Source organism: uncultured Merdimmobilis sp., assembly GCF_902471145.1.
GTDB lineage: Bacteria > Bacillota > Clostridia > Oscillospirales > Ruminococcaceae > Merdimmobilis > Merdimmobilis hominis.
The window spans coordinates 37,829-61,799 of record NZ_CABRJC010000010.1 but is presented as its reverse complement, the minus strand read 5'-3'; the positions used below and the strand labels follow the sequence as shown (position 1 = coordinate 61,799).

At 56.4% G+C, this 23,971-nt stretch carries 19 protein-coding genes and 1 other annotated feature; of the genes, 13 read left to right on the top strand and 6 right to left on the bottom strand.

Features of this window, described 5'->3' with window-relative positions; genetic code table 11:
• The first annotated feature begins 35 nt into the window (after window positions 1–35).
• Window positions 36–1,010: a 6-phosphofructokinase gene (pfkA, locus tag RDQ42_RS06480; protein WP_054331172.1), complete on the top strand. Its 975-nt coding sequence runs from the start codon at window positions 36–38 to the stop codon at window positions 1,008–1,010.
• A 262-nt stretch (window positions 1,011–1,272) separates the two neighbouring features.
• On the opposite strand, the gene RDQ42_RS06475 is transcribed toward pfkA, so the two are convergent.
• The gene (locus tag RDQ42_RS06475; RefSeq protein ID WP_308588456.1) at window positions 1,273–1,506 is read right to left on the bottom strand and encodes a hypothetical protein; all 234 of its coding nucleotides are present in this window, start codon (window positions 1,504–1,506) and stop codon (window positions 1,273–1,275) included.
• Between the two features lie 152 nt (window positions 1,507–1,658).
• On the opposite strand from RDQ42_RS06475, the gene RDQ42_RS06470 reads away from it, so the two are divergent.
• From RDQ42_RS06470 to RDQ42_RS06460, 3 genes are all read left to right on the top strand, one after another.
• On the top strand, window positions 1,659–4,124 hold the full coding sequence (locus RDQ42_RS06470; RefSeq protein WP_231358397.1) for an ATP-dependent Clp protease ATP-binding subunit: 2,466 nt from the start codon (window positions 1,659–1,661) through the stop codon (window positions 4,122–4,124).
• Between the two features lie 314 nt (window positions 4,125–4,438).
• Window positions 4,439–5,803, top strand: a complete 1,365-nt coding sequence (locus tag RDQ42_RS06465; protein WP_054331174.1) for an MATE family efflux transporter — start codon at window positions 4,439–4,441, stop codon at window positions 5,801–5,803.
• Window positions 5,804–5,962: 159 nt separating this feature from the next.
• Entirely contained in the window at window positions 5,963–6,901 is a 939-nt protein-coding gene (locus tag RDQ42_RS06460; protein WP_231358394.1) for a 4Fe-4S binding protein, read from the top strand.
• 190 nt (window positions 6,902–7,091) lie between these two features.
• Here the strand turns inward: RDQ42_RS06460 and RDQ42_RS06455 are convergent, their stop codons facing one another.
• The 5 genes from RDQ42_RS06455 to RDQ42_RS06435 form a co-directional block, all read right to left on the bottom strand.
• Complete coding sequence (locus RDQ42_RS06455; protein WP_231358393.1) at window positions 7,092–7,436, bottom strand: DUF1667 domain-containing protein; 345 nt, start codon at window positions 7,434–7,436, stop codon at window positions 7,092–7,094.
• A 6-nt stretch (window positions 7,437–7,442) separates the two neighbouring features.
• Entirely contained in the window at window positions 7,443–8,693 is a 1,251-nt protein-coding gene (locus tag RDQ42_RS06450) for an NAD(P)/FAD-dependent oxidoreductase (protein ID WP_071427096.1), read from the bottom strand.
• On the bottom strand, window positions 8,693–10,135 hold the full coding sequence (locus RDQ42_RS06445) for an NAD(P)/FAD-dependent oxidoreductase (RefSeq protein WP_071427095.1): 1,443 nt from the start codon (window positions 10,133–10,135) through the stop codon (window positions 8,693–8,695). The genes RDQ42_RS06450 and RDQ42_RS06445 overlap by 1 nt, the downstream gene beginning before the upstream one ends.
• Window positions 10,136–10,321: 186 nt before the next feature.
• Window positions 10,322–11,806: a glycerol kinase GlpK gene (gene glpK, locus RDQ42_RS06440; protein ID WP_054331177.1), complete on the bottom strand. Its 1,485-nt coding sequence runs from the start codon at window positions 11,804–11,806 to the stop codon at window positions 10,322–10,324.
• Window positions 11,807–11,831: 25 nt separating this feature from the next.
• Window positions 11,832–12,404 (bottom strand): glycerol-3-phosphate responsive antiterminator, encoded by a 573-nt coding sequence (locus tag RDQ42_RS06435; protein WP_054331178.1) that lies wholly within the window; start codon window positions 12,402–12,404, stop codon window positions 11,832–11,834.
• 180 nt (window positions 12,405–12,584) lie between these two features.
• Window positions 12,585–12,836: a binding site (T-box leader), on the top strand.
• 373 nt (window positions 12,837–13,209) lie between these two features.
• Between RDQ42_RS06435 and yunB the strand changes: the two genes are divergently transcribed.
• The 9 genes from yunB (at window position 13,210) to RDQ42_RS06390 (ending at window position 23,914) form a co-directional block, all read left to right on the top strand.
• Window positions 13,210–13,923 (top strand): sporulation protein YunB, encoded by a 714-nt coding sequence (gene yunB / locus RDQ42_RS06430; protein WP_054331179.1) that lies wholly within the window; start codon window positions 13,210–13,212, stop codon window positions 13,921–13,923.
• A 127-nt stretch (window positions 13,924–14,050) separates the two neighbouring features.
• Window positions 14,051–16,039 carry an NAD-dependent DNA ligase LigA gene (gene ligA, locus RDQ42_RS06425; protein WP_308588454.1) on the top strand — a complete coding sequence of 663 codons (1,989 nt, stop codon included), beginning with the start codon at window positions 14,051–14,053 and terminating at the stop codon, window positions 16,037–16,039.
• A gap of 15 nt (window positions 16,040–16,054) precedes the next feature.
• Window positions 16,055–16,327, top strand: a complete 273-nt coding sequence (gatC, locus tag RDQ42_RS06420; protein ID WP_054331180.1) for an Asp-tRNA(Asn)/Glu-tRNA(Gln) amidotransferase subunit GatC — start codon at window positions 16,055–16,057, stop codon at window positions 16,325–16,327.
• A 20-nt stretch (window positions 16,328–16,347) separates the two neighbouring features.
• Entirely contained in the window at window positions 16,348–17,814 is a 1,467-nt protein-coding gene (gatA, locus tag RDQ42_RS06415) for an Asp-tRNA(Asn)/Glu-tRNA(Gln) amidotransferase subunit GatA (RefSeq protein ID WP_308588453.1), read from the top strand.
• A 15-nt stretch (window positions 17,815–17,829) separates the two neighbouring features.
• Complete coding sequence (gene gatB / locus RDQ42_RS06410) at window positions 17,830–19,272, top strand: Asp-tRNA(Asn)/Glu-tRNA(Gln) amidotransferase subunit GatB (RefSeq protein ID WP_071427094.1); 1,443 nt, start codon at window positions 17,830–17,832, stop codon at window positions 19,270–19,272.
• 183 nt (window positions 19,273–19,455) lie between these two features.
• A complete protein-coding gene (locus tag RDQ42_RS06405; RefSeq protein ID WP_054331182.1) occupies window positions 19,456–20,082 on the top strand; it encodes a PHP domain-containing protein in 627 nt (208 codons plus the stop codon).
• Between the two features lie 54 nt (window positions 20,083–20,136).
• The gene (locus tag RDQ42_RS06400) at window positions 20,137–21,198 is read left to right on the top strand and encodes an ABC transporter substrate-binding protein (RefSeq protein ID WP_071427093.1); all 1,062 of its coding nucleotides are present in this window, start codon (window positions 20,137–20,139) and stop codon (window positions 21,196–21,198) included.
• A 72-nt stretch (window positions 21,199–21,270) separates the two neighbouring features.
• Complete coding sequence (locus tag RDQ42_RS06395; RefSeq protein WP_231358389.1) at window positions 21,271–22,998, top strand: iron ABC transporter permease; 1,728 nt, start codon at window positions 21,271–21,273, stop codon at window positions 22,996–22,998.
• Window positions 22,961–23,914, top strand: coding sequence for an ABC transporter ATP-binding protein (locus tag RDQ42_RS06390; RefSeq protein WP_071427092.1), 954 nt, complete (start codon window positions 22,961–22,963; stop codon window positions 23,912–23,914). Before RDQ42_RS06395 ends, RDQ42_RS06390 begins: the two co-directional genes overlap by 38 nt.
• The last annotated feature ends 57 nt before the right edge of the window (window positions 23,915–23,971 follow it).

Genomic DNA, 23,971 nt, shown 5'->3' with positions numbered 1-23,971 from the left:
AATCATATACTACCCAAAAGGGAGGGGGAGTGACTATGTCTCGAGAGATTCGAACCATCGGTGTGCTGACCAGCGGGGGAGACGCCCCCGGTATGAACGCCGCGGTGCGCGCTGTTGCCCGGGCCGGCATCTACAACGGCTTCCGGGTGATGGGAATCCGCCGGGGCTACAGCGGCTTGATTCAAAATGATATGGAAGAACTGCACCTGCGCAGTGTCTGCAATATTCTTCAGCGGGGTGGCACCATGCTGTATTCGGCCCGCTGCCCTGAGTTTATGCAGAAAGAGGGCCAAGAACAAGCGGTCCGAATCTGCCGGGAACAGGGGATTGACGCCCTGGTGGTCATTGGAGGGGATGGTTCCTTCCGCGGGGCGCTGGAGCTCTCCAAACGGGGGATTCCCTGTGTGGGCATTCCTGGCACCATTGACAATGACATCGCCGGGTCGGAGTACACCATCGGCTTTGACACCGCTGTCAACACGGTGATGGAGATGGTGGACCGGCTGCGCGACACCTCCCAATCCCACGACCGCTGCTCCATCGTGGAGGTCATGGGCCGTAAAACCGGGCACATTGCCCTTGCCGCTGGGATCGCCTGTGGGGCTATCGCCATCTTAGTGCCGGAAATCGAATTTGATTTGGAACGGGATGTGGTATCCAAGATGTTGCGGACCATGCAGTCAGGGAAACATCACTTTATCGTCATCGTGGCGGAAGGGGTGGGGAATACCGCTGAAATGGGCTACTACATCCAGCAGCGCACCGGCATCGCCACCCGCGGAACCATCTTGGGGCATGTCCAGCGGGGTGGAACCCCTACTGCCCGGGAACGGCTGATGGCCAGCCAGATGGGCGACCACGCGGTAGACCTGCTTAAACAAGGCCAGGGGGACCGGGTGGTAGTATACCAGAACGGTGTGATTACCGACTTGGATATCAAATCCGCCCTGAAGATGCGCAAAACTATCGACCTGGACCTGTACCGGGTGGCCAATGAAATCTCCATGTAAGGAAGAATCGCCTTTTTGTCGGGAAGTAAAAGCCAAAATCAGCGCTTTCTTGGGGTTTAAAATTTCTCCGGCCCACGGTATATGCTTAGAGAGAATCCCCTGCGGCTGGGGATGCAGAAAATTCCCATAGAATGGCTTATATGAAATATACAACCCCTCGCTCCCATTTAGGAGTGGGGGGTTGTGTATTTTAGAATTATCCTGCAAAAGCCAGAGGGCGGCATGCCCAGCATACCGCCCTCTGTGAGATTTACTTGGGAAACTAGCAGGCGCAACCGCAATTGTTGTTGCAGCCACTGTTGCAGCCACAGCCGCAACCGCCGCCACAGTTATTGCCACAGCCACAGCCGCAGCCACAACCGCAACCACAGCCGCAACCACAGCCGCAGTTGTCAAACCCATTGCCACCGCCGCAGCAGCAGCACAGAACGATGATGATCAGAATCCACCAGATACAGCTGCAGTTTCCACCGAAGAAGCCATTGTTGTTACACATAAAGTAAATCCTCCTTAAAAGTGATTTCAACATATACTATGACAATCGCAGGTCTTTGGTTACAAAACATTTTTGCCCCGGCATAAACCAAAAGCCGGCGTCCATATTAATAGTAGAAAACTGCCGCAGCCCTGCGGTATGGAGGATGGATCATGTTCCGATTCAACGGCTTTACCCAAAAGGCGAACAACGCAATCAACCTGGCAATTTCAGCGGCCTCCCAGTTGGGGCATACTTATATAGGAAGTGAACACCTTCTCTACGGCCTCCAAAAGGAGGGGAGTGGTGTCGCCTATCATCTGCTCTTTTCCCTGGGAGTCCAGGGGGAGGACATTCTCTCTTTACTGATCAAGACCATCGGCAGCGGCATGAAGACGGACCTCTCCCCGGGGGATTTAACCCCCCGGTGCAAGCGGATTTTGGAGATGTCTATCCTGGAGGCGCGGGTGCTAGGCCACAGTTATGTGGGCACCGAACACATCTTAATGGCAATTTTGAAAGAAAACGACAGCTATGCCGTCCGATTTTTGAAAGAGATCGGCGTCGACCCCGACCGTCTGTATAAAAATTTGATCGAAGCAATGGGGGCAGAGGCCATGGAAATCTACGGCACCGACCGCAGCAAAAAGGCGCCAACCAAAACGGCAAAACCACAGAATACCAAAACACCCAATTTGGATAAATACAGCAAAGACCTGACGGACCAGGCTCAGGCCAATCAGCTGGACCCGGTGATCGGCCGGCAGGAGGAGATCAGCCGGGTGGTGCAGATCCTCTCCCGCCGCACAAAAAACAACCCCTGTTTAATCGGCGAGGCCGGCGTTGGCAAAACTGCCATTGTGGAGGGCCTTGCCCAGCGGATTGTAGATGGGGAGGTGCCGGATATCCTGCGGGAGAAGCGCCTGGTTTCCCTGGACTTGACCAGCATGGTAGCAGGGACCAAATACCGGGGCGATTTTGAAGAGCGGATTAAAACCGTGTTGGCAGAGGTGGTCGCTGCTGGCAACATTATCTTGTTTGTGGATGAGATCCACAACATCATGGGCATCGGTGCGGCAGAGGGCGCGGTGGATGCCGCCAATATCTTAAAGCCTCAATTGGCCCGGGGGGAAATCCAGCTGGTGGGGGCTACTACCCTGGAAGAGTACCGCCGCCATATTGAAAAGGATGCCGCTCTGGAGCGCCGGTTCCAAAGCATCCTAGTCAAAGAGCCCACCGAAGAAGACGCGGTGAAAATCCTGGAGGGCCTGCGGGACCGGTATGAAGCCCACCATAAAATCCGCATTAGCGATGAGGCTATCCAAGCGGCGGTGACCCTTTCCGCCCGATACATCAACGACCGGTACCTCCCAGATAAGGCTGTGGATTTGATCGACGAGGCGGCATCCTGTGTGAAGCTAAAAGCCTTTACAGCACCTAAAGACATCAAAGAGCTGGAAGAACGGCTCAAATCCCTGCGGGAGGAAAAGGAATCCGCCATCAATGCCCAAGAATTTGAACAGGCGGCTAAGATCCGGGACAGCGAACTGGAGATCAAGGATAAAATTCAGGCGTTGGACGGAAATTGGAAATGCGGCGACCGCCAGCAGGGGGAGGTAACCGCAGAGGATGTTGCCCAGGTGGTGGCTAAGGCCACCGGCATCGATGTGACTACCCTTACCCAGGAGCAGAGCCAGCGCCTTCTCCATTTGGAAGAGGAGCTCCACCGTCAGGTGGTGGGCCAGGATCAAGCAGTGACAGCGGTTGCCAAGGCCATTCGCCGGGGCCGGGTGGGCCTTAAAGACCCGGGCCGCCCCATCGGCTCTTTCATCTTTTTAGGGCCTACTGGCGTGGGCAAAACCGAGCTGACCAAAGCGCTGGCGAAAGCCCTTTTTGGCAGCGAACAAGCGTTGATCCGGCTGGACATGTCTGAATACATGGAAGCCCATGCCGCCTCCAAAATGGTGGGGGCGCCTCCCGGCTATGTGGGCTACGACGACGGCGGCCAATTGACCGAACGGATCCGTCGCAGGCCCTATTCGGTGGTGCTGTTCGACGAGATTGAGAAAGCCCATCCAGATGTCTTCAATATGCTGCTGCAAATCCTGGAGGACGGCACTCTCACCGATTCCCAGGGCAGGCGAGTCAGCTTCCAGAACGCGGTGATCATCATGACTTCCAATCTGGGAGCCCGGTTTATCACCGAGCGGAAGAACTTCGGCTTCTCCGCCGGCGGGGAGGAGGACGACGACAAACGCATCCGCAGCGATGTGCTGGGGGAGCTGCGCCGGGCCTTCAAGCCGGAATTCCTCAACCGGGTGGATGAAACCATCGTATTCCACAAGTTGACCCAGGAGGAGATCCACACCATCGCCCAGCGGCTGTTGGAACAGGTGAGCCAGCGGGTGGAGCAGATGGGGATTGCCCTCACTTTTGCTCCCCAGGCGGTGGAGGCAGTGGCCAAAGCCGGGTTTGACCCCATTTATGGGGCGCGGCCGCTGCGTAGGGCCATCCAGCAAAAAATTGAAGATGCTTTTGCCGACCATCTGCTCAAGGGGGATTTTGCGGCAGGAGACAGCGTCCTCTGCACTTTAGAAGGGGAGGAGTACCGCTTCCTAAAAGGGGAAAAGAGGCAATAGAATTGGCAGCAAAAGGGAGGCCGCATCGCGGCTTCCCTTTTGTTAGCTCCGCCAAAAAATATTATCTTTTCCTATGCAAAATGACGTATAAGCGAGAATTTTCGTGCATGGCCGACCTATTCACAGATAATTCAAAAATTCCGATGTCGATCCCCACTGGAAAACATGCTAAACTAAAGCAAGATTTAAGGGCCAGCCGTTTTTATCTACCCCTAATACCGCCTAAAACAGGCGTTTGTCAGCAATGGGAACGGCGGCAGCCCAGGGGCGAGAGCCCGCTAAACCAAACACATAGAAGTGGGAGGCGCATCCTCGTGGAAAAAACAGACAGGTTGTTGCATCAGAACATTTTGAAGGTCTTTCTTGGATATCTGCTGCCGACCGTCATGGGTATGATCACTCATTCCCTTTACTGCTTGGCGGACGTTATGTTCATCGGCGTGTATGTGGGCAGTACCGCACTGGCGGCAATGAACATCTGCATGCCTATCTTCACTCTATTTACATCCATTGGGTTGCTCATCGGCGTGGGTGCTTCTACCACCATCATGGTCAAGTTGGGGCAGGGGGATCACGAAAGCCCAGATAAGATTTTCTCCCTGGCTATTTTATGCAACCTAGTTGTAGGGGTCACCATCAGTGTGCTGGCCACCCTTTACCTGGAGCCCTTTGCCCGGTTCCTGGGGGCCACCGACCAACTGATGCCCTACGTTTCCCAATATATGACCCCCATCAACTGCACCTGCTTCGCCTTTATCCTCTCCAGCATGATGCAGGTGATCATCCGGGCGGATTACAACCCCAAATTGGTGATGATTGCCACCGTCACTGGCAATCTGTTTAACATCGTCTTTGACTATGTGTTTATGGCCAAAATGGGGATGGGGATTTTCGGCGCGGCCCTGGCCACCGCCATTTCTCCCTTCATCAGTTTGGCGCTGATGAGCCTTCATTATATTTTGAAAAACAACACCCTCCATTTCACCCGGGACTGCTGCGACCTTTCGCTGCTCAAGCGGATTTTGCAGAACGGCATTGGAACCTTCTGCCTGGAGTTCACCTCCGGCATGATCATTTTTGTGTTCAACATCGTGCTTTTGAAGATCAGCGGGGAGCTGGCCGTCGCCTGCTACACCATCATCTCCAACATCGCGTATGTGGGCAAGGGCATTTTCAACGGCATCGCCCAGGCCACCCAGCCGCTGATCAGCGCCAACTACGGCGCCCAGCAGTATGACCGATCCCAGCGGGCGGCAAAGATTTCTATGCTCACCGCTGTCGGTTTCTCTACGGTGGTATTCCTCTTGGTGCTGGTGATGCCCCGGCAGATCGCCGGTTGCTTCACCGAGGACATGAATTTGATCGAGGCTTGTATCCCCGCGATGAAGCTTTACTTTGTCTCCTTTGTCTTCACTGGCCTCAACACCATGCTGATGTACTACTTCCAATCCATCGAGCGGCCGAAGATCTCCACCGTTGTGGCCCTCTCCCGCGGGATTGTCCTAGTGCTGGTGGGCATCATTGTCCTCACCCCAATCCTCGGAGAAAACGGCGTTTGGCTGACCATCACCTTTGCCGAGCTTGGCACCCTTGCCTTTGCTTACCCCTATAAACGCCTGGTGGACCGGCGGCAGACACAGCGCGCTGTGCACCTGCTTCCACAAGTGACGGCCAAATAAAAAAGAGGATTTCTTTATAAACAAAAAGCGCCTGGGGATGACCTAGGCGCTTTTTGCTGTATGTCCGTATGGGAAAAGGTTGCATGGCAGTTTGTGCTATGATATATTTTATTCATAATCATTGCGTCTGGGTAAATAAGAGCGGCGGAGGTGTTTGCGGTGAACAAAAAGACAGATCTTTCTGTGGATGCGATCAAGATCGGGATTGAGGACAAACTTTACTATATCATTGCGGATTCCTGTATAGGGTGTGGGAAATGTGAGGGAGAATGCCCTGTCGGCGCAATTACCATGGGAGCGGAAAAGCGGGAGATTGACCCGTCCATTTGTATTGACTGCGGTACTTGCTCAGTTGTATGCCCCGTAGGCGCGGCTGAGCCGGTATTGGGGGAACGGGACAGCATACCCATCCAGGCTATAGATCCGGACAAATGCTATTTTAATCCGGGCTGTGCATTGAGCTTGTACAAACCAGAAGTTCCAGAGATGATGTTGAACTTGTTGCACGAACATTTCGGGCAGGTAAAGCTCCACAACATTTGTTGCCGAAACGATCCCCAGTTGGAGGCAGGCTCTGTCATCATCAACAACTGTGCGGGCTGTGACCGCCGCTTCCGCTCTTTATATAATGGCATTCGCACGGTTTCCTATTGGGAAGTCTTGGACAGTATCCCAGATTTGAAATTGCCGGACTATGGGGGGATGACCGTGTCGATCCACGACTCCTGTGGGTACCGGCACAGGCCACAGGTTCATCGCGCTATAAGAAGCCTTTTGCAAAAAATGCACATCAAAATTGTAGAAGCGGAGTTTAGCGGAACCTCCTCTGTCTGCTGCGGTGATAATTTTTATGGTGCCGTCCCCAACGAAGAGGTGGAGCGGCGCATACAGATGCGGGCGGATCAATTCCCCTGTCAGGATGTTGTTGTATACTGCATTGGCTGTGTGCGCTCCATGACGGCTGGAGGGAAAACGCCCCGCTATCTGCCCGATCTTTTGTTTGACCGTCATGCGGAACCGATGCCGGATACGCTTGACGAATACCATTCCAAACTTATGGGTTACATAAGGTCGCATGAAGGGGCAAGATCCCATTAAAAAAGCAGTTGCCGCTGGAACGAAAGCATAGGAATTAAGCGCCTGGGGGGATTTTTCCCCAGGCGCTTTTTCGTTTGTATGCCACAGATCAGCAGGGGCGGTTTGCCGGGCTGGCATGTCTTTCGAGAGAATAAAAAACGCCCCTCTCCTGGCGGCTTGGGCAGGGGAGGGGTGTTCTATACAATAGGGGTTACATATCCCGGGAGGCGACAAAGTTGGCGCCGGTGCCCAGGACGTCCTTAACCACGATGTCCCCTACTTTGACAGGGGACTGGACCTGCACTGCATTCAGCAGCGCTATGGCTTCCGGGATCATCGCCTTGGGGATGTCCCGGTCGGTTTTCACTGGTAGACGGTGGTGGATGCCGCCGGTGATCTTCACAGTGGAGGTGATCACCCGGGTGGGATTGACCAGCTCTTTTTTCCCGTAGTCGGCGCCTCTAGGGCAGGAGTTGCCGGTGACGGCATAACCGTTTTCTTCATCCACATGGAGGTGGCAGCCCTTGGGGCAGACAATACAAATCAAATCGGTCATCTTCGCTTACTCCTTTTCTACAGAAATGACAATCTCATCGGCGGCTTTGTCCAGCAGCGCCTTGGGGATGACGATTTTTTCCATCTCGCCAGGGGCCATGTGCTCCCGCTTGAAGGTGGAGAGGGCCTCCCCTCCGGAGGTCACCTTGATGACAACATCTTGGAAGACGTTGCGCACCCGGAAAAAGACCTCTACAAATTTGTCCACATTTCCGGTGCGGATCTTCTGGGGGACGGTGTAGCCCACATTGTCCCCGTTTTTCAACTGGATCAGCTTGCCCTCTTGGATGCCCTCCGAAAGGATGTATTTGGCCGCATTGCCGCCAGCCCGCTTGCTTTCCGCGGTGACAAAGTCCACCAGGTCGTGAACGTGGACCACATTGCCGCAGGCGAAAACGCCGGGGATGGAGGTCTCCATATTCTCATAGACCACCGGGCCGTTGGTGCGGGGATCGATTTGGATGCCCACCCCGCGGGAGAGCTCGTTTTCCGGGATCAGGCCCACCGACAACAGCACGGTGTCGCAGTCGAACTCGATCTCCGAGCCAGGGATGGGTTTGCGGTTCTCATCCACCTTGGAGATGATCACCTTTTCTACCCGGCGGTCGCCTTGGATGTCGGTGATGGTGTGGGAGAGATAAAGGGGAATGCCGTAGTCGTTGAGGCACTGGACGATATTCCGGTTCAAGCCGTTGGAATAGGGCATCAGCTCCACGCAGGCCAGGACCTTAGCCCCTTCCAGGGTCATGCGGCGGGCCATGATCAGACCGATGTCTCCGGAGCCCAGGATGACTACCCGTTTGCCCACCATATAGCCCTCCATGTTGACATACCGCTGGGCAGTGCCGGCAGTAAAGATGCCGGCGGGGCGGGTGCCGGGGATAGAGATGGCGCCCCGGGTCCGCTCCCGGCAGCCCATGGCCAGGACGATGGCCTTGGCCTCCAGGATCATGTAGCCGTCCACCGTGTTGATGGCATGGACCTTTTTATCCTCGGTGATTTCCAGCACCATGGTGTCGGTTTTTACCTCCACATCGGTGCTGCGGACCATTTCGGCAAAGCGTTGAGCGTATTCGGGGCCGGTCAGCTCCTCTTTAAAGTAATGGAGGCCGAAACCGTTGTGGATGCATTGGTTGAGGATGCCGCCCAGTTCTTTATCCCGCTCCAGAATCAGCACTTTTTTTGCGCCGCCGGTGTAGCCTTCGTAGGCGGCGGCCAAACCGGCGGGGCCTCCGCCGATGACAATCAGATCATACATTACAGATTCCCTCCCACTTTGGTCTCGCCGGTGATGATGTAGCTGCCGGTTTTGTCCATCTCGATTTCGCTGTAGGGGATGTGGAGCTCCCGGGAGATGATCTCCTGGACACGGGGGCCACAAAATCCGCCTTGGCAGCGGCCCATGCCGGCGTTGCAGCGCCGCTTCACCCCGTCGATGGTCTTGGGGGGGATGGGGGAATGGAGGCAGGCCACAATCTCCCCTTCGGTGATGGTCTCGCAGCGGCAGATTACCCGGCCGTAACGGGCATCCTTGGCGATGACCGCAGCTTTTTCTTCCTGGGGCAGATCTTTGAAGTTGATCTTTTCCCGGGTGTCCACAAACCCTTCTTTCTCTGTGGCGGAGAGGCCCAGATCCCGCAGGATGTCCACTGCCATTTTGGCAATGGCCGGCGCGGCGGAGAGGCCAGGGGATTTGATGCCCGCCAGGTTGATGAAGTTTTTCGCGGTTTTGGATTCGGCAATGAGGAAGTCCTCCCGGTCAATGTAAGCCCGGATGCCAGCAAAGTTGCGGATGTTCTCCCGGAAGTTGATGCCCGGCACCGATTTGAGGGAGGCGTTCAGCACTTCAGCCAGGCCGTCAGCTGTGGTGGAAACATCCTCATATCCCTCTACAAAATGGGAGTTGGGGCCTACGATCAAATTGCCGTGGACGGTGGGGGCCACCAGGACGCCCTTGCCCACCTTGGTGGGGCATTGGAAGATGACTTTGTTCACCAGCTTGCCTTGGCTCTTATCCAGAAGGTAATACTGGCCCTGGTTGGGCAGGGAGCGGAACTCCGGTTCGGCCACCAGGTTGTGGACCTCGTCGCAATGGACCCCCGCCGCGTTGATGATATAACGGGTTTCATAGACATTTTTATCGGTGGTGATTAAGTACCCATCGGCGGTCTTTTCAATGCCGACCACCTTGTTGTTTAAGTAGAGTTCCACCCCGTTGCGCACGGCGGTCTCCGCCAAGGCGATGGCGAATTCCCAGGGGTTGACAATGGCGGCAGTAGGGGCGTAGAGGGCGCACTGAACCTTGGGGTTCAGGTTGGGCTCCATCTTGAGGGCCTCCTCCCCGGAGAGGATCCGCAATTCCGGGACGCCGTTTTTCACCCCGCGCTCGTAGATCTCCTCTACGGTTTTGGCCTCTTCGTCGTTGAAGGCAATGACAAACGAGCCCACCTGGTTGTAATGGACGCTCAGTTTCTGGCAGAGCTCCTTGGCCAGGCGGCTGCCTTCCACATTGAGCTTAGCCATCAAGGTTCCGGGCTCCGGGTCGTAGCCCGCGTGGATGATGGCGCTGTTGGCCTTTGTCGTCTGGTCGGCGACGTCGTTTTCCTTCTCGAGGACCGCTGTCTTGAGCTGGTATTTGGACAGCTCATAGGCGGTGGCCGCACCGACGATACCGCAGCCGATTACTACCACATCATACATGAAAAGGGTACCTCCTCAATTGTTTTATCAGTCACATTCCAAAGCGCGCACAAAAAAAGAGGCAAAGCAAGCCAAAGCCGCTGGAATACGGCCGGTAGCTGCTTTGTCTCTCTCATCGCTAAAGCACATATGAAATTCAAATTCAGTATACCACGTTTGCTGTCCGGTTTCAACCGCGAGAGGCCGTTATTCCTCCCAATTTTTAGCCCGAGATACGGCTTTTTTCCAGCCTTTTAACAGTTTCTCCCGCTGTGTGCCCTCCATCTGGGGGGAATAGATCTTGTCAAGGGTCCACTGGTTTTTGATGTCGCCCAGATCCTTCCAGAACCCGACAGCCAACCCGGCCAGATACGCTGCACCCAGGGCGGTGGTCTCCCGGATCATCGGCCGGCGGATGGAGCGGCCCAGGATGTCCGCCTGGAACTGCATGAGGAAATTGTTGGCGCTGGCCCCGCCGTCCACCTTCAGTTCCCGCAGGTCGATGCCGGTGTCGGCAACCATGGCGTCCAGCACATCCTTAGTCTGGTAGGCGATGGCCTCCAGCGCCGCCCGGATGATATGGTTGCGCCCGGCTCCACGGGTCAGCCCAAAGATGGCCCCTCGGGCATACATGTCCCAGTGGGGGGCGCCCAGTCCGGTAAAAGCGGGCACCAGGTACACCCCGCCGTTGTCCTCCACCTGGGTGGCGAAATACTCGGAATCCTTGGCGTCACCCAAGAACCGCAGTTCGTCCCGCAGCCACTGGATTACCGCACCGCCCACAAAGACGCTGCCTTCCAGTGCGTACTGCACCTTGCCGCCCAGGCCGATGGCAATGGTGGTCAAAAGTCCGTTTTGAGAGAGGTACATCTCCTCGCCGGTGTTCATCAATAGGAAACATCCCGTTCCGTAGGTGTTCTTTGCCTCACCTTTTTGGAAGCAGGTCTGGCCAAACAGGGCCGCCTGCTGATCCCCGGCGATGCCCGCAATGGGGATGTTCACCCCGCCGATATTGACAGTGCCGTATACTTCGCTGGAGTTGCAGACCTGGGGCAGCATACAGCGAGGGATATCCAGTGCTTTTAAAATTGTATCGTCCCAATCCAGGGTCTTGATGTTGTAGATCATGGTTCGGGAGGCGTTGGTGTAGTCGGTGACATGGACTTCGCCCCCCGTCAATTTCCAGATGAGCCAGGTGTCCACCGTGCCGAAGAGGATTTCTCCCCGTTCCGCCCTCTCCCGCAGGCCCTCCACGTGGTCGAGAATCCACTTGATCTTGGTGCCGGAGAAATAGGCGTCGATCAAAAGGCCGGTGTTCTCACGGATATACTCTTCCAGGCCCTGTTTTTTCAGATCCTCGCAGATGTCGGCGGTGCGGCGGCATTGCCAGACAATGGCGTTGTACACCGGACGGCCGGTTTTACGGTCCCAAAGGATGGTGGTCTCCCGCTGGTTGGTGATGCCGATGGCCGCCACTTCGGCAGGGTCGATGTTGCCCCGGGCCAGCACCTCGGTGAGGACGCCATACTGGGAGGCGTAAATCTCCATGGGGTCGTGCTCCACATAGCCGGCTTTGGGATAGAGCTGGGTGAACTCCTTTTGGGCGATCTCCACAATGTTTTGCTGCCGGTCAAAGACGATGGCGCGGGAACTGGTGGTGCCTTGGTCCAAGGCGATGACATAATTCTTCATGGCGATGCTCCTTCTGAAAGTACTGCTACATAAACCAGATTTCAGGGCGGGTGGCGGAAACCGCAGCCGCACCCGCCGCCAAAGCGCTGAGAATATCCTCTTTGTCAGAGATGAGCCCCCCGGCGATGAGGGGGATAGAGGTCATCCCCGATAGCCGCCGTAGGATTTTGGGCATGACGCCGGGCAGCACCTCAATAAAATCGGGGAGCTGGCCCGCCCCCAGCTGTTTGGAAAATCCCTCCAGGGCGATGGAATCGATCATAAAAAAGCGCTGCACAGTGATGAGCCCTAGCTCCCGCGCCCGCTTGACCAGCTGGGATTTGGTGGTGATGACCCCATCCGCCTTGGTGGCATTGCGGATGAAACTGACCGCAATCTCCCGGGAAGAAAGGCCGTCGATCAAATCTAAGTGGACAAAGGCGGTGCGGCCTGCGGCCTTGATTTGGTCCACAATGCCGGGGATGCTCAAAATGTCCCCAAACAGGACAAAAACCACCTGGCAGTCGGAGGAGAGGGAGCGTTCCAGCCCCGCATAGTCCTTGACAGCGGCGACAATGGGCGCGTCCCGCAGGGCGGCAAGTACCGTTTCACGATCCATAAAAGCCTCCAGTGATGTTGTGTTTTTCGCTCAAAACGCCGCCGGGCAACGGAAGAGGGCAGAGACCCGGAACGGCGCTGGCTGTTACCCTTTTATTATACAGGCAAGCGGGGGGAAAAGCAAACTTTCCGGATAGCGGTTGACAAATCTTGGGAAGGAGGTATAATAATAACATAAATGAGAAAAGCGATGACGGGGACGGTCCTCCATCCTTCCTTTGCAGAGAGCCGGCGGTTGGTGAAAGCCGGCAGGGAAGCGGAATGGGCCCATCGCCCCTGAGCTGAGGATTGAACGCCTGTTAGCGGGTTAGTAGAGCCCTTCGCAAGGACTGCGTTATCTGTCCAGGATTTGTTGGAATCCGTAGAAAGCGGCGCAATTGTTTGTGCAATTTGGGTGGTACCGCGGGCAATGAAAAGTTAGCTCGTCCCTGTGTGATACAGGGGCGGGCTTTTTGTATTTCCCCACAAAAGCCGCCTAAAAAATAGAATTGATATAGGAGGAGCTGCTATGCACCGTCGTTGTCAACGCCAAAGCACATGGAAGAACAAAAAAGCCGCAGCCATTGGCTGCACCCCCATCATGGCGCGAATTATCCGGCTGCCCGGAGCAGCCTCAAAATAAGAAGAAAACTGGCAGAAATAAACGAGGGGATCACCGCGGCGGCAAAGACGTCAAAAGGCGCGGCTGCCGTACTAGGGCATGGAGCTTTTTCCATGCCCTTTTTCTATGGAACGGGGCCAAAATCCACCCAAAGGGGCACGTTTGCCCCCAGCGGCGAATAGAATACCGGTGGGGAGGGTTTGCCATGAGACGAGGCCGCCGCTATTTGGATCCCAAACAGATCCTGTTTTATAAATCCTGTTTTGTATTTATGATGCTCCTCATCACTGTCATCCTGGTGGACAGCCGTATCCGGCCGGTGATCAAGACCATGTCCAGCTACCAAGCCCAGGTGTATGCTACCCAGGTGATCAACGACGCCGTATTGGAAGAATTGACCCGGGAAGGGGTCACCTATGGGGATTTGGTCACCCTGACGCGCAATGAAAAGGGGGAGGTCACCGCCATCCAGACCGATATGACCGCTCTTAACCGGATGCGGGCCAACATCACCAACACGGTGCTGTACCATGTAGCCAACCTGGAAAACCAGGACATCAACATCCCCATCGGCTCCCTGACTGGGGTGCAGATCCTGTCCGGCCGAGGGCCCAAGGTCAAATTCCACGTCATGCCTGCCGGGTACCTGCTCACTGATTACGAAAACCGGTTTGATTCCGCGGGCATCAACCAGACCCGGCATCAGATCCTGCTCAACATGACCATGAATGTGACCGCCATCGTGCCGGGATACAGCGTCACCACCGAGGTCAAAACCAGCTACTGCCTGGCAGAGACGGTGATTGTCGGGTATGTGCCTCAGTCCTTCACCGAAGTCACCGGGGACGACCGCTCCAATCTCTCCAAGATCTTCGATTTTGGCGCCGGGCGGGGGAATGGGGCTGCGCTGGTGCAATAGACGGCGGGCGGGGGATTATTTCCCTCTTTCCCAAGCAAAACTAAGAAATAAGGCTGTAAAATAAAAAAGAAATATGCTATACTATTACTCTGTGAACATCCGGCTGTGCCGGGAAAAAGGAGGTTGCATGTTGGACCTTCAGCAAGCAAAAAAGAGAATGGAAGAGCTGACGGCCCTTGTGGAGGACTACAGCTACTGGTATTATGTCATGGATAACCCCAAGGTGGAGGATTATGAGTACGACCGGCTCTACCATGAACTGTTGGATTTGGAAGAGCAGTTCCCGGAGCTTCAGTCCCCCAATTCCCCTACCCAGCGGGTGGGCGGAAAGACCCTCAACACCTTTGAGGAGGTCCGCCATGAGGTGCAGATGGGCTCCCTCCAGGACGTGTTCAGCACCGAGGAGGTAGCGGCCTTTGGCCAGCGGGTTAAAGAGGAGCTGCCCCAGGCCCAGTTTGTGGTGGAGCCGAAGATCGACGGCCTCTCGGTCTCGCTGGAGTACCGGGACGGGGAGTTTGTCCGTGGCTCCACCCGGGGGGACGGGTTTGTGGGGGAGGATGTCACCCAAAACCTGCGCACCATCCGGTCCATCCCTCTGCGCCTCAAGGACCCCATCCCCTTTTTGGAGGTGCGCGGGGAGGTTTACATGCCCCGGGAAAGTTTTGAAAAGGTGGTTGCCCAGCAGGAGCTGAGCGAAGAACAGCCCTTTAAAAACCCCCGCAACGCAGCCGCCGGATCCCTGCGGCAAAAGGATCCAAAGGTCACTGCTAAACGGTATTTGGACATCTTTGTCTTCAATGTGCAGCAGATCGAGGGGAAAGAGCTTTTGGGCCATAAGGAATCGCTGGACTATCTCAAGGAACAGGGTTTCCACGTGATCCCCTCTTACCTGTTGTGCAGCGAGATTGAACCCGCTGTCCGGGAGATTGAGGCCATTGGCCAGCGCCGGGGGGAGTACCCTTTCGACATCGACGGGGCTGTTGTGAAGGTGGACAACTTCTCCCAGCGGGAGGAGCTGGGTTCCACTTCCAAATTCCCCAAGTGGGCCATTGCTTTCAAATATCCGCCGGAGGAGAAGAACACCAAGCTGCTTGATATTGAGGTCAAAGTGGGCCGCACCGGCGCCCTGACCCCTACCGCCCGGTTTGAACCCATAACCCTGGCGGGCACCACCGTCAGCCGTGCAGTGCTCCACAACCAGGACTTCATCGACCAGCGGGAGATTGCCGTTGGGGATATCATCACCGTTCGCAAGGCCGGGGAGATCATCCCTGAAGTGGTGGCGGTGGCGGAGCACAAAGGGGAGAACCCGGTGTTCCAGATCCCCCGCGTCTGCCCCTCCTGCGGGTCGGAGGTGGTGCGGGACAAGGAGGCGGCGGTGCTGCGGTGTGAAAACGTCAGCTGTCCCGCCCAGGTGTTGCGCAACCTGATCCATTTCGCCTCCCGGGACGCCATGGACATTGAGGGCTTGGGCCCGGCCCTGCTGGAGGCCCTCCTCCAGCGGGAGATGATCGCTTCCCCGGCGGATCTTTACCATCTGAAACAAGAGGAGGTCGCCGCCATCGACCGGATGGGGGAGAAGAGCGCTGCCAACCTGATGGCCGCCATCGACCGCAGCCGCGGCAACGACCTGGGCCGGGTGATCTTTGCCCTGGGCATCCGGGGGATCGGCCAGCGGAGCGCCATCCTCCTCTCCCAGCACTTTGGGACAATGGACTCCGTCATGGCCGCCAATGTGGAAGAGATCAATGCCATCGACGGGTTTGGGGAGATTATGGCCCAAAGCGTGGTGGATTTCTTCGCTGGGGAAAACAACCGCCTCCAGGTGCAGCGCCTCAAGGATGCAGGGGTCAATATGACCTGCCTGAACAAGCCCCAATCCAAGGTTTTGGAGGGCCTCGTCTTTGTCTTGACTGGCACCTTGCCCACCATGAGCCGCAATGAGGCAAAAGAGATCATCGAAAACCTGGGGGGGAAGGTCTCCTCCAGCGTCTCCAAAAAAACCAGCTATGTAGTGGCGGGGGAGGAAGCTGGAAGCAAACTGACCAAGGCACAGGAGCTGGGGGTTCCCATCCTGGATGAAGCGGGCCTCCTCACCCTGACACAAGGACAATAAAAGGAAGGTGCAACAATGCAGATCGATATCAAACACGTGGCCAAACTGGCCCGGCTGAGAATAGAAGACGATCAACTGGAAAAGTTTGAAGAGCAGATGCAGGATATTTTGGGCATGGTGGAAAACCTGCCCGAGATCTCCGGCAGCGAATTTGGGGTGGATCCTAGCTGCCCCATGCAACTGCGCAAGGACGAAATCACCCCCTCCCTTCGCCGGGATGAGGTTCTCAAAAACGCCCCCGAAGTCAAGGCCGGCTGCGTCGTCGTGCCCAAGACGGTGGAACAGTAAAAGGGTAGGAGGTAGACAACATGGAATTGTATACAAAATCAGCGGCGGAACTCTCCCGCATGCTGCGGGACAAGAGCTGCAGCGCCACCGAGATCGCCCAGTCGGTGTTCTCCCGGATTGACGCGGTGGAGGACAAGGTAAAAGCCTATATCACCCTGACCCGGGATTCCGCTATGGACCAGGCCAAAGCGGTGGACGAGCTGCTGGCCAAAGGGGAGAGCCTGTCCCCCTTGGCGGGCATCCCCGTGGCGGTGAAGGACAACATCTGCACCAAGGACATCCTCACCACCTGCGCTTCCAAGATGCTGTACAACTTTGTGCCGCCCTATAACGCCACTGTGATGGAAAAACTGCTGGCCGCCCACACCGTGATGCCCGGCAAGCTGAATATGGATGAATTTGCCATGGGTTCCTCCTGTGAGAACTCCCGGTTCTTCAAGACCCACAACCCCCACAACCTGAACTATGTTCCCGGCGGCTCCTCTGGCGGTTCCTCCGCGGCGGTGGCCTCCGGCATGGCGACACTGGCTTTGGGTTCCGACACCGGCGGCTCCATCCGGGAGCCTGCCGCTTACTGCGGCATTGTGGGCCTCAAACCCACTTATGGTTCGGTTTCCCGCTACGGCTTGGTTGCCTTTGCCTCCTCCCTGGACCAGATTGGCCCCATGGGACGCACAGTGGAGGATGTGGCCATGCTGTACAACGTCCTCTGCGGCCACGATAAGATGGACGCCACCAGCGCCTACCGGGAATACCCCGATTTCACCGCCAACCTGGGTGAAGGGGTCAAGGGCCTCACCATCGGCGTGCCCGCCGAATACTACGGTGAAGGCGTGGACGAGGAAGTCAAAACCGCAGTTCACGCCGCCATCAAGGAGTTGGAAGCGGCTGGCGCCACTGTCAAGGAGATCAGCCTGCCCAGCACCCAATACGCCCTCTCTGCCTACTACATCATCGCCTCCGCGGAGGCTTCCTCCAACCTGGCCCGGTTTGACGGGGTCAAATACGGCTACCGCGCCGAGAATTACAACGGCCTCATCGACATGTATGAACGCACCCGCAGCGAGGGCTTTGGCGACGAGGTCAAGCGCCGCATCATGTTGGGCACTTTTGTGCTCAGCTCTGGGTACTATGACGCCTATTACAAACGGGCCAAGCTCCTCCAGATGCGCATCGCCCAAGAGTTTGCCGAGGCGTTCCGGTCCTGCGACCTGCTGATCACCCCCACAGCCCCCTCCACGGCTTTCAAAATTGGGGAGAATGTAGACGACCCCTTGAAGATGTACGCTGCCGACATCTGCACCATCAACGTCAACATCGCCGGCCTGCCCGGCCTTAACATCCCCTGCGGCAAGGGGGCCAACGGCCTGCCCATCGGCATGCAGCTCATCGGGCCCAAATTCTCCGAGGCCACCTTGCTCAAGACTGGCGCTTGCTATGAGAAGATCGTCGGGGGCTTTGGCCCCATCCCCGAGATCCGGGCATAAGGAGGTAAATGGAACATGGAATATACAACCGTCATCGGCCTTGAGGTCCATGCGGAACTCAACACCGCTACCAAAATCTACTGCGGCTGCAAAAATGCCTTCGGCTCCGAAGTCAACAGCAACTGCTGCCCCATCTGCACCGGTCTGCCCGGCACCCTGCCCACCCTCAATGAGAAGGTGGTGGACTATGCCATCAAGATGGGCCACGCCCTCAACTGCACCATTCACAACGTCTGCAAGCAGGACCGGAAGAATTATTTCTATCCCGACCTGCCCAAGGGCTACCAGATCTCCCAGTTTGACATCCCCCTGTGCGAAAATGGCTTTGTGGAGGTGATGCTGGACGACGAGGGCACCACCAAAAAAATCGGCGTCACCCGCATCCACATTGAGGAGGACGCCGGCAAGCTGATCCACGACGACAGCTTCTCCGGCTCCCTGGTGGATCTAAACCGCTGCGGCGTCCCGCTGATTGAGATTGTCTCCGAGCCGGACATGCGCTCTTCCGCCGAGGCAAAAGCCTATCTGGACACCATCAAGGCCATTTTGGGGACCATCGGCATCTCCGACTGCAAGATGCAGGAGGGTTCCATCCGGTGCGACATCAACGTTTCGGTGATGCCCAAGGGCTCTGATACCTTTGGCACCCGCTGCGAGATGAAAAATGTCAACACCTTCAGCGGTGCGGTCCGCGCCATTGAGTATGAGGCAAAGCGCCAGATTGAGATTCTGGAAGCCGGTGGGGAGATCCACCAGGAAACCCGCCGCTGGGACGACATGAAAGGGGAATCTTTCCTGCTGCGCTCCAAAGAGGATGCCCAGGATTACCGGTATTTCCCCGAGCCGGACCTTTTGACCATCATGGTGGACCCCGCCCATGTGGAGGAGCTGAAAGCCTCCCTGCCGGAGCTGCCCAACGCCAAGCTGAAACGGTATATGAAGGATTTCGGTCTGCCCCGGTTCGACGCCAACCTGCTGGTGGAAAACCCGGAGAAGGCGGAGCTGTTTGAAGCGGCCGCTGCCCTCAAGTCCTGCCAGCCAAAAAACATCTCCAACTGGCTTAACGGCGATGTTTCCCGCCTCCTCAACGAGAAGAACATCAATTTGAGTGATACCAAGCTGACCGCCCAAAACCTCGCCCGGATGATTCAGCTCATCGAGTCTGGGGAGATCTCCAATGCCGCGGGCAAGACGGTGATTGAGGAAATCCTCTTCACCGACAAATCCGCCGATGAGGTGGTCAAGGAGAAGGGCCTTGCCCAGATCAGCGACACTTCTGCGCTGGAGGCCATTGTGAAATCAGTGCTGGAGGCCAACGGCAAAGCTGTGGAGGACTACAAAAAGGGCAAGACCAACGTGGTCGGCTTCCTGGTGGGCCAGTGCATGCGGGCCTCCAAGGGCCAGGGCAACCCCGGCATCTTCAAAGACCTGATTGTCAAAGCAATAGAAACCATATAACAAATATAGATATATGACGCGTCCAATAGCGGGTGGAAAGTAACTTCACCCGCTATTTCTATAGAAAAAAACGATATAAATCGGCTAGCTATCGAAAAAATCAATTACAATTGCCCGGGGTATGGAAGCATGGTATAATATCCAGGAATTTAGGCGGTTTTTGCCTAAAGGAGGTATCTTTTCATGCTCGTAGACATGCATCTACACGAATCAACCTATTCCTCCGACAGCAAAATGACCTTGGCGGAGATCGTCAGCGATGCCAAAGCCAAAGGCTTGGACGGTGTCTGCATCACCGACCACGACAGCATGGGGCTCAAAGAAGTGGCGGAAGCCTATTCCAAAGAAGTGGATTTCCCCATTTTTGTAGGGGTGGAATATTATTCCCTGTGGGGGGACATCACCGCCTTTGGCATCGATTCTTTCCCCAGTGAGCGGATTGACGCCCAGGAGTTCATCGATTTTGTGGCCTCCCAAGGGGGATTCTGTATCTCCTGCCACCCGTTCCGCAACAACAACCGGGGATTGGAGCACCACCTCAAGGACGTCCACGGCCTGGGCGGGGTGGAGGTGCTCAATGGAAGCACCTCTTTGGAGGCCAACCGGGAAGCCCTTCGCTACTGCAATGAGCTGGGTCTTGTGCCAATTGGGGCCAGCGATGCCCACTGGACCAGTCAGCTGGGCAAATACGCCACCTACCTGCCGGAGGATGTGCGCACCATCCCCGACCTGGTGCGGGTGCTCAAATCCGGGAAATGCCGCCCGGCGATCTGGACGGAAGAGGGATATCAAGTCGTGGAAACCTTCTAAAAGGGAAGGGGTCCACGCTGGTATAGAATCTGTAAATACGAGGAGTGCACGACTATGAAACGTATCCTGGCAAGTTTGTTGGCTGCGGCTATGCTGACAGGCGTTTTTGCTGGCTGCAGCAACAGCGGCGGCCAAAGTTCCAGCTCTGGAACATCGTCTTCTGAGGCTGCTGAAAAGCCCTATGAGGGCACAACTTTAAATGTGATGCTTGCCTACGGCGGGGCGGAGAAATCCTTCGACGCCTTCACCGAGAAGACCGGCATCAAGATTGAGTATGTGGAGATCTCCACCGGCAAGGCCTTGGCCCAGATGCAGGCGGAAAACGGCAACACCACAGCGGACGTCTGGTTCGGCGGCGGCGTGGACAGCTACATCGCTGCAACCGAACTTGGCTATCTGGAACCGTATGTCTCCCCCGAGGCGGAAGCCATCGATGAGAGCTACCGGGACAAAGACGGCTACTGGACAAGCCTGGCCCTGGTTCCCGCCGGTTTCCTGGTGAACAACGACGTTCTCGCCGAGAAGAACCTGGAAGCCCCCAAAACCTGGGAAGACCTGGCTGATCCCAAGTATAAAGATGAGATCATCATGGCTTCTCCCGCTATCAGCGGCACTCAATACGCCATCCTCAACGGCACTCTGCAAGCTTGGGGAGAAGAAAAAGGCTGGGACATCTGGGGCAAGATTAACGACAATGTGGACTTCTACGCCAAGGGCGGCGGCGAACCCGGCCCCAAGACCTGCGCTGGCGAGTACGGCATCGCCATTCTCGCTATGACCGGCGGCACCTTCGCCCTGGAAGAGGAGTACCCGGTCACTGCCATCTACCCTGAGGACATGATTCCTTGGACTCCCGCCCCCATCGCCATCTTCAAGAATTCCCAGAACAAGGAAGCAGCCAAGGTATTTGTGGACTACATGCTCTCCAAAGAGGGACAGGAAGCCCTGCGTGAAGCCGATGCCCGCATCATGGCCAGAGGCGATGTGGAGGTCCCCTCTGCGATCGGCACCGTCGACACAACCAAGATGATCAAACAAGATGTCACCTTGTTTGGTTCCCAGCGGGAGGCCCTGCTTGAAAAATGGGCTGCCCTCGCCGGTGAAAAAGACGCGTAACCAAACTGAATGTTGAGAAAGGGGCCTTGAACCGCGGTTCGGGGCCTCTTTCAGCATGGAAAGGAGGCGCCTATGACAGCATATGAGCAAACCGGCACAGCCCGTCCGGTCCGCCGGCTCCGGTACCGGGCGGCCAATCTGCTGGATTGGGTGATGCTGGGGCTGCTGCTGGCGGGAATCGCCTTGTTTATCCTCTATCCCATTGTCTCGGTGGTATCCACCAGTTTCTTTGTCAAAGGCCAGTTCACCCTGCAATACTACCTGGATCTGTTTACCAAAAGCAACCTAAAATTGATCGGCAACAGCCTTTGGGTGGCCACACTCTCTTCCAGTTTCACCACCTTTTTTGCTTTTTGCATCGCGCTGTACGCCTTCTGCTCCAAAGAAAAGACCCGTAGACTCTTGCAGAACGGCCTGCTTTTGACCATGATTTCCCCGCCTTTTGTCTCGGCCCTGGCCTTTATCTTGCTGTTCGGCCGCCGTGGGATCATCACCTACGGCCTGCTGGGCCTGAGCGTCAACCCCTACGGCTGGCACGGCATCGTCATCTTGCAGACCATCGGCAACATCTCCTTTGCCACGCTGCTCCTGCTGGCCTCCTTTGATACGGTGGACCTGAAACAGGTGCTGGCTTCCCGGGATTTGGGGGCCAATCCCTGGCAGACTTTGTGGCATGTGGTGATCCCCCTGGTGCGCCCCGGCCTTTTGTCGGTGATTTTCACCCTATTCACCATGAACCTGGCGGATTTCGGCACCCCAATTGTCATTGGCGGGCGGTATAAAGTGCTGGCTACGGAAGCTTATTTGCAGGTGATCTCCACCGCCAACCTGGGCAAAGCATCGGCCATCAGTGTGCTGATGGTTCCCACAGCGGTAGTGGCTTTCTACTTTTACCGGAAGACCCTCTCCCAATCCGGCAGCCTTGCTGAGGGGAGCAAATCCTTTTCCGGCAGCGGCTACGAGTTTGAACTCCCCCGGTCCATCCGCTGTTTGCTGCTTTCGGTGGTGGGCTTGTTTTTCACCGTGATGGCATTAAAATACGGCAATATCTTGTTGTCTACTGTCTCCAACACCGCCACCGGCCACATCCAGTTCACCACCAAGTATTTCCACGACCTGCCCCGCTCTCAAATGAGCTCCTATTGGCGGAGCATTCGATATGCAGTTCTATCCGGCGTGGCGGCCTCCTTTTTGGGGATACTGCTCTCTTATTACACCCACCGGCGCCGCCTGCTCGGCATGAAAGGGGTGGAGTTTATCGCCTCTCTGCCTTACATCATCCCCGGAACCTTCTTCGGTCTGGGGTATGTGGCGGCTTTCAGCCATGAGCCCTTCCTGCTGCGGGGAACGGGCCTCATCATCATCTGCAACTACACCTTCCGGCAGATCTCGGTCGCCAACAAGTCGGCCAACGCCGCCTTTTCCGCCATCGATGAAAAACTAGAGGCCGCAGCTCAAGACTTGGGGGCCAGCCGGATGGAGGTCTTCTTCGGGGTGATACTGCCCCTGCTCAAGTCCACTTTCCTGACCTGCTTTATCACGGTGTTCACCTCCAGCATGACGTCGGTGGGAGCCATCGCCTTCCTGATCTCCCCCGGCAAGAACGTGGCCAGCATGGAGCTGTTCCAATCCATTGAAAACGGCCGCTATGGGGTGGCAGCCGTCCAGGCGGTGATGATCATCGCCGTCACCCTGGGGATCAACTTATTTTCCATGTACCTGCTCAACCGGGGCCGGAAAAATCAGAAAGGAGGGAACGGACGTGTTCCTGAAGCTGGATCATCTCAAGAAGCTGTATGACGCTGACAACGGGGTAAAAGAGCTGAATTTTTCCATCGATAAAGGGGAGTTTGTCACCCTTTTGGGGCCGTCCGGCTGTGGGAAAACCACCACCCTTAACCTGATCGGCGGCTTCCTCAAGGCGGATTCTGGCCGCATCCTGTTGGATGGGGAGGATATCACCGCCCTCCCACCGGAGGAACGGCCCATCTCCACTGTGTTTCAAAGTTACGCCTTGTTTCCCCATATGAACGTGCTGGAAAACGTCTGCTACGGCCTGCGTTTTCTGCGGCGGATGTCCAAAAAGGAGGCCATTCCGGTGGCGATGGAGTACCTCTCCATCGTGGGGCTTTCCGGCTACGAGAAAAGCCGGGTGGGCAACCTCTCCGGCGGGCAGCAGCAGCGGGTGGCCCTGGCCCGGTCGATGGCCACAGGGCCCAAAATTCTTCTGCTGGATGAGCCTCTTTCCAATTTGGACGCCGGCCTGCGGGTCAAGATGCGGGCGGAACTCAAAGAGCTCCAGCAGAAGCTGGGTATCACTATGATATTTGTCACCCACGACCAGGAGGAGGCCCTCTGCCTCTCGGATCGGATTGTGGTGATGGACCATGGGGATGTAGCTCAGATCGGCACCCCGCGGGAGATTTACTTCCATCCAGAAAGCCGCTATGTGGCCACCTTTGTGGGCAAATCCAACGACTTTCGGGAAGGGGGGAGGACAGTGGTAGTCCGCCCGGAAGACATCCTCCTTCGCATGGCGCCGGACGGCCCCTACACCATTGTGGAGAAGACCTTCATGGGTTCCCACACCGAGTATGTGGTGGAGGGCGATGGGAAGCGGCTGGAAGCGAGCCTCTTCGGCCGGCAGAACAGCGAGCTGGAAACCGGCGCCCGGGTGGCGGTGGAGATCGGCCACTCCTTCTTCCTAAATGAATAGCCTTATTTGCGGAATCAAGTATCCCCCGGAGAAATTCTCCGGGGGATTTTTCTATGG

Excerpts from the sequence above, each read along its gene's own strand:
- gatA (WP_308588453.1), top strand. The coding sequence starts at position 16,348 with ATGGAATTGTATACAAAATCAGCGGCGGAACTCTCCCGCATGCTGCGG.
- RDQ42_RS06405 (WP_054331182.1), top strand. The coding sequence starts at position 19,456 with ATGCTCGTAGACATGCATCTACACGAATCAACCTATTCCTCCGACAGC.
- yunB (WP_054331179.1), top strand. The coding sequence starts at position 13,210 with ATGAGACGAGGCCGCCGCTATTTGGATCCCAAACAGATCCTGTTTTAT.
- glpK (WP_054331177.1), bottom strand. The coding sequence starts at position 11,806 with ATGAAGAATTATGTCATCGCCTTGGACCAAGGCACCACCAGTTCCCGC.
- RDQ42_RS06445 (WP_071427095.1), bottom strand. The coding sequence starts at position 10,135 with ATGTATGATGTGGTAGTAATCGGCTGCGGTATCGTCGGTGCGGCCACC.
- RDQ42_RS06475 (WP_308588456.1), bottom strand. The coding sequence starts at position 1,506 with ATGTGTAACAACAATGGCTTCTTCGGTGGAAACTGCAGCTGTATCTGG.
- ligA (WP_308588454.1), top strand. The coding sequence starts at position 14,051 with ATGTTGGACCTTCAGCAAGCAAAAAAGAGAATGGAAGAGCTGACGGCC.
- RDQ42_RS06400 (WP_071427093.1), top strand. The coding sequence starts at position 20,137 with ATGAAACGTATCCTGGCAAGTTTGTTGGCTGCGGCTATGCTGACAGGC.
- pfkA (WP_054331172.1), top strand. The coding sequence starts at position 36 with ATGTCTCGAGAGATTCGAACCATCGGTGTGCTGACCAGCGGGGGAGAC.
- RDQ42_RS06450 (WP_071427096.1), bottom strand. The coding sequence starts at position 8,693 with ATGTATGATCTGATTGTCATCGGCGGAGGCCCCGCCGGTTTGGCCGCC.
- gatC (WP_054331180.1), top strand. The coding sequence starts at position 16,055 with ATGCAGATCGATATCAAACACGTGGCCAAACTGGCCCGGCTGAGAATA.
- gatB (WP_071427094.1), top strand. The coding sequence starts at position 17,830 with ATGGAATATACAACCGTCATCGGCCTTGAGGTCCATGCGGAACTCAAC.
- RDQ42_RS06395 (WP_231358389.1), top strand. The coding sequence starts at position 21,271 with ATGACAGCATATGAGCAAACCGGCACAGCCCGTCCGGTCCGCCGGCTC.
- RDQ42_RS06455 (WP_231358393.1), bottom strand. The coding sequence starts at position 7,436 with ATGACCGATTTGATTTGTATTGTCTGCCCCAAGGGCTGCCACCTCCAT.
- RDQ42_RS06435 (WP_054331178.1), bottom strand. The coding sequence starts at position 12,404 with ATGGATCGTGAAACGGTACTTGCCGCCCTGCGGGACGCGCCCATTGTC.
- RDQ42_RS06470 (WP_231358397.1), top strand. The coding sequence starts at position 1,659 with ATGTTCCGATTCAACGGCTTTACCCAAAAGGCGAACAACGCAATCAAC.